This window comes from Corallococcus llansteffanensis (assembly GCF_003612055.1).
Classification (GTDB): Bacteria; Myxococcota; Myxococcia; order Myxococcales; family Myxococcaceae; genus Corallococcus; species Corallococcus llansteffanensis.
The window spans coordinates 1-4,766 of the sequence record NZ_RAWB01000687.1; the positions used below are offsets into that span (position 1 = coordinate 1).

Consider the following 4,766-nt stretch of genomic DNA (forward strand, 5'->3'; position numbering starts at 1 on the left):
ACCTGGGCCCCGCCGCGTGCCGGAGCCTGGACGCGGTGCTGGCGGACGTCCTCCAACCCGACGCCGGCCCCACCGACGATGCCGGCACCGCCTGGAGCGCCGCGCGCCGTCAGCTCGGGGACTGCCCCACCCCTCCGGCCGCCGCCTGCGCCCGGGGCGCGGCCCTAGCCTCCCGCGCGCCGCTCCTCCACGGGGACGCGCCGCCCCGCGAGCTGCTCGCCACCCTGTGCGAGCGCTGCGCGCCCGGGAACAACCCCTGCGGCCAGGCGGTGACCCGGGCGCTGGAGCAGGCCGCGCGACGTGAGCGGCCGGACATCCAGGAAGCGCGCTGGAGCCTGGAGCACGCGGGGGCGACCCTGGGCACGGCCTGCCAGGAGCTCGTGCGCTCGGCCCTGGGGCCTGCGGCCGTGTCGGGGCCGGACGTGGAGCCGACGCTGCTGGCGCTGGCGGAGGCGCTTTCGCCCACGTGCGTGAAGACGAAGCAGCTTCCGCTGCCGGTGCTGAACGCGGCGGCCGTGCAGCAGGGCGCGCGGGCCCCCTGGCTCGCGACGCTGTTCACGGACGGCACCGTGGAGACGGCGCCCATCGAGCCGGATCAGTCCACGGGCGCGGGCGACGGGTTCCGCGCGTTCGATCAGGACGCGCTGTCGGGCGTGAAGCTGCCGCTGGAGTCGCAAGGGGCGCTGCGCCTGGGGTACGCCCCGGCGCTGAAGCACGTGGCGTCGTTCCAGGTGCGCGCCACGGGTCCGGGCACGCTGCGCGCGATCATCCGCGCGCCGGACGGCGTGGGACGCAAGGACAGCCAGGGCGCGGCCTTCTACGTCGATCCCACCGTCTGCCGCTTTCGCGGCACGGGGGGCTGGGAGATCTGCAAGCCCGTCCTTCCCCTGCTCGACGTGGACGCGGTGAGCGTCCTGCCGGAGCGGCCGGGCGTGGAGTTGAAGGAGCTGGAGATCATCGGCGCCCGGTAGCGCGGGCGCCAGGAATCACGCGGCGTCGGAACGGGGGTCCGACGTCGCTCGCGTGGAACTCAGGCGATGAGGCCGCGCTCCCGCGCGGTCTTGAAGATGCCGGACGCGTCCCGCTTCAGGGCGGTGGAGACGTCCTTCACGATGGCGTCCGCCGACTTGGCGACCGACAGGTAGTTGTCGAACGTGCGCGTGAGGATGAGCACGCCCGAGATGATGACTCGCTGGAGGTTGTGCTGCAGGTCCGTGCCCTCGTACACCAGCCAGGACTGCTCACAGAACCGGCGGCCCTCGGCCACCATCTGGTTCAGGTGCGCGCGCTCGGTCGCGTCCGGAACCTTGGCCTTGGGGCTGATGGAGGCGATGTACAGCACGTTCGTCCCCAGCCGCTGGGTCGCCTCCTCCATCTGCGCCATGATGGCCGCGACGTCGTCCTTCGTCGGCGGGTTGTGCCAACGCGAGAAGAACACGCGGTCGATGAGTTCGGATTGGTACGTGGAAGTCACGAATCCTCCGGTGAAGCGAACGCTGAGACTGGGGCGCCTCGTTAGGCGCGGCCCGCGCCGCAAGGCGGATTCTGTACCAGGATCGCAGGAGCGGTTGAAGAGTAGCGGACACACTCCTGCACCTTTGGGGCGCTTGTGTGCCAGCCACGCTGTCAGGCTGCAGTACAGCTGGATAACTCCGCCTGGGTCGCAGCCGACACGCCCCCTTTTCAAGCTGATCAGACCTTCGGGGGTTGAGCGCGCGCCGCGAGCACGCCCTTGACGTCGTCCAGCGTGAGGCCCAGCGGGCGGATCGCGACCAGCAGGTGGTAGAGCAGATCAGCCGCTTCCTCGGCCGCCCGGTGTGGATCCGAGTCGGCGCAGGCGGTCACCAGCTCCGCGGCCTCCTCGCCCAGCTTCTTCAGGCGCAGGTTGCGATCCCCCAGCAGTCGGCGCGTGTAGCCGGGCTTCTCACCCTCCGCAGGAGGCGTGGCCGCGCGCGCCGCGAGGGTCGCGTCGAGGTGCGCGAGCGCGTCCCAGCGGCCCTCGCCGAAGCAGGTCTCGTCACCGGTGTGGCACGCGGGGCCGGCCTTCTCCACGCGCGCGAGCACCGCGTCGCCGTCGCAGTCGGCGCTCAGGGAGACGACCTTCTGCGTGTTCCCGCTGGTGGCGCCCTTGTGCCAGAGGCCGCGCGTGCGGGAGCGGTAGTGCATCTCGCCTGTGGCGAGCGTGCGCTCCAGCGCCTCGCGGTCCGCGTGCGCCACCATCAGGACGTCGCCGGTGCTCGCATCCTGCGTCACCACCGTCACCAGGCCCTGGCCCTTGTCGAAGTTCAACGCCGCCACGTCCAGCTTCATGACCTGCCTCCCGCTCCCAGCTCTTCGCGAACGCGCGCCGCCAGCGCCGCGTTGGTGGCGATGCCGTCGCCGCCGAACGCCGTGCGCACGCCCTTCCAGTCGGTGAACACGCCGCCGGCCTCCTCGATGATGGGTTGCAGCGCCGCCGCGTCCCACGGGGACAGGGCTTCGTCCACCATGGCCTCCGCGCGCCCGGTGGCGACGAGCAGGTAGCCGTAGCAGTCCCCCCAGGTGCGGGAGATCGCCGCCTGTCGGGACAGCTCGCGCCACGCGGCGCCACGCTCGGGGGCCTGGAGGAAGCGCTCGTCGGTGATCAGCACCACCGCCTGCGACAGCGTCCCTTGCGCGGACACACGCGTGGGGGCGTCGTTCCAGAAGCAGCCCAGGCCCGGGGAGGCGACGAGCAGCTCGTTCACGGCCGGGAAGTACGCCGCGCCCGCGAGGATGCGCTCCCCTTCCGCCACCGCCACCAGCGTGCCCCACAGCGGCACGCCCCGGATGAACGTCTTCGTGCCGTCGATGGGATCCAGGATCCACCGTCGCTTCGCGCCCGGCCGCGTCTCGCCGAACTCCTCGCCCAGGATGCCGTCCTCCGGGAAGCGCTCCTCCAGCCACTGGCGCGCGGTCCACTCGGCGGTCCGGTCCGCCACCGTCACCGGCGTTCCGTCGCTCTTGGTGTCCACGGCGATGCCGCCGCGGAAGAAGCCCAGCGCCACGTCCCCGGCCTTGCGCGCCACGTCGGCGGCGGCCTGCATGAGGTCTCTCGGATCCGCGCTCATGTCGTGCTCCGGATGGGAAGGCCGCTGTCGCGCAGCAGCGTCTTGAGGGCGCCGACGGTGGTGAGGCCGTCGTGGAGGATCCCCGCCACGAGCGCGGCGTCCGCGCCTCCCAGCGTCAGGGCCTCGCGCACGTGCTCCGCGCGGCCCGCGCCTCCGGAGGCGATGACGGGCACGTCCACGGCGTCCGCCACCGCGCGCGTCAGCTCCAGGTCATAGCCGGTGCGCGCGCCGTCGCGGTCGATGCTGGTGAGCAGCACCTCGCCCGCGCCGCGTCGGACGCACTCCTTCGCCCAGGCGACCGCGTCCAGGTCGGTGGGACGGCGGCCTCCGTGCGTGTAGACGCGGTAGCGGTCCCCTTCCCGCTTCGCGTCGATGCTCGCCACGACGCACTGGGCGCCGAAGCGCTCCGCGCATCCGGTGAGCAGCTCGGGCGTGGCGACCGCGGCGGAGTTGATGCTCACCTTGTCCGCGCCCGCCCGGAGCGCCCGACCCACGTCGTCCACCGTGCGCACGCCTCCGCCCACCGTGAGCGGGATGAACAGGCGCTCGGCCGTGCGCTGGACCAGGTCCCACAGCGTCTCGCGCTCCTCCGCGCTCGCGGAGATGTCCAGGAACGTCACCTCGTCCGCGCCCTCCTCCTCGTAGCGCAGCGCCAGCGCCACGGGGTCGCCTACGTCGCGCAGGCCTTCGAACTGGACGCCCTTCACCACGCGTCCACCCTTCACATCCAGGCAGACGATGAGTCGTCGGCTGAGCATCACTTCACCTCCAGGGCGACGGTGCCCTTCATGCTGAAGACGACCCCCGAGTCCACCATCGCATCGCGCAGCGCGAGCCCCAGCGCCTTGAAGGCCGCCTCGGTGAGGTGGTGGCTGTCCCGGCCGCGCAGCACGCGCAGGTGCAGCGTGATGCGCGAGTGTTCGCAGAACGAGCGCATCCAGTGCTCATACAGCCGGTTCTTCAGCGGGCCCCGGTAGTAGAAGCGCCCGCCCGCGTCCAGGCACGCCTGCACCAGCGCGTCGTCCATGGGCACGGTGCGCTCGCCGTAGCGCGCCGCCGTGGCGGGCACCACCCGCTGCACCGCGGTGCCCAGGGTGATGGCCACGTCCTCCATCAGGTGGTGGCGCAGGTCGCCCCGCGCGTGCAGCGTCAGCTCCAGGCCCGCGTAGCGCGCGAACGTGGCGAGCATGTGGTCGAAGAACTTCAGCCCCGTGTCCACCTTCGCCGCGCCCGGGCCGCGCGCCAGCTCCACCTGGACCTTCGTCTCCTTCGTCTCCCGGACGACCGTGGTGCTCGTGCCCGTGCTCATTCCGCGAACTCCTGCGCGACCGCGCGCGCGTCCAGACGTCCCGTGTACAGCGCCATGCCCACCACCGCCCCGTGCGCGCCCACCTTCGCCAGCTCGCGCAGGTCCTCCAGCGTCGTCACGCCTCCAGACGCGTAGAGCCGGTGCCGGCTCGTGCGCGCCACCTCCGCCATCAGGGGCAGGTCCACGCCTCCCAGTTGCCCCTCCTTGTGCACCGCCGTGACGAGCATCCCTCCCAGCGGCAGCGGCTCCAGCGCGGTCAGCACGTCGCGGATGTCCCGCGCGCTGCCGGACGTCCAACCGCGCGTCACCACCTCGCGCCCCTTCACGTCCGCGGCCACCACCACCCGCCCCGGGAAGCGCTCCGCGAC

General features: G+C 72.5%; 7 protein-coding genes. 1 reads left to right on the forward strand and 6 read right to left on the reverse strand.

Translation table 11 applies throughout. From position 1 onward, the window contains the following. On the forward strand, positions 1-971 hold a 971-nt coding region (locus D7V93_RS45460; RefSeq protein ID WP_120647998.1), incomplete at its 5' end, for a hypothetical protein. A gap of 59 nt (positions 972-1,030) precedes the next feature. Here the strand turns inward: D7V93_RS45460 and D7V93_RS38140 are convergent. From D7V93_RS38140 to D7V93_RS38165, 6 genes are all read right to left on the reverse strand, one after another. Beyond that, positions 1,031-1,474: a DofB protein gene (locus tag D7V93_RS38140; RefSeq protein WP_120537998.1), complete on the reverse strand. Its 444-nt coding sequence runs from the start codon at positions 1,472-1,474 to the stop codon at positions 1,031-1,033. Between the two features lie 218 nt (positions 1,475-1,692). Beyond that, positions 1,693-2,310, reverse strand: coding sequence for a bifunctional phosphoribosyl-AMP cyclohydrolase/phosphoribosyl-ATP diphosphatase HisIE (gene hisIE, locus D7V93_RS38145; protein WP_120647999.1), 618 nt, complete (start codon positions 2,308-2,310; stop codon positions 1,693-1,695). Further along, a complete protein-coding gene (hisN, locus tag D7V93_RS38150) occupies positions 2,307-3,089 on the reverse strand; it encodes a histidinol-phosphatase (protein ID WP_120648000.1) in 783 nt (260 codons plus the stop codon). The genes hisIE and hisN overlap by 4 nt, the downstream gene beginning before the upstream one ends. Beyond that, positions 3,086-3,847, reverse strand: coding sequence for an imidazole glycerol phosphate synthase subunit HisF (hisF, locus tag D7V93_RS38155; protein ID WP_120648001.1), 762 nt, complete (start codon positions 3,845-3,847; stop codon positions 3,086-3,088). The genes hisN and hisF overlap by 4 nt, the downstream gene beginning before the upstream one ends. Next, positions 3,847-4,398 (reverse strand): imidazoleglycerol-phosphate dehydratase, encoded by a 552-nt coding sequence (locus D7V93_RS38160; RefSeq protein ID WP_120648002.1) that lies wholly within the window; start codon positions 4,396-4,398, stop codon positions 3,847-3,849. The genes hisF and D7V93_RS38160 overlap by 1 nt, the downstream gene beginning before the upstream one ends. After that, the coding region (locus D7V93_RS38165) for a HisA/HisF-related TIM barrel protein (RefSeq protein ID WP_244237750.1) at positions 4,395-4,766 on the reverse strand (372 nt) is incomplete at its 5' end. The genes D7V93_RS38160 and D7V93_RS38165, both read right to left, overlap by 4 nt.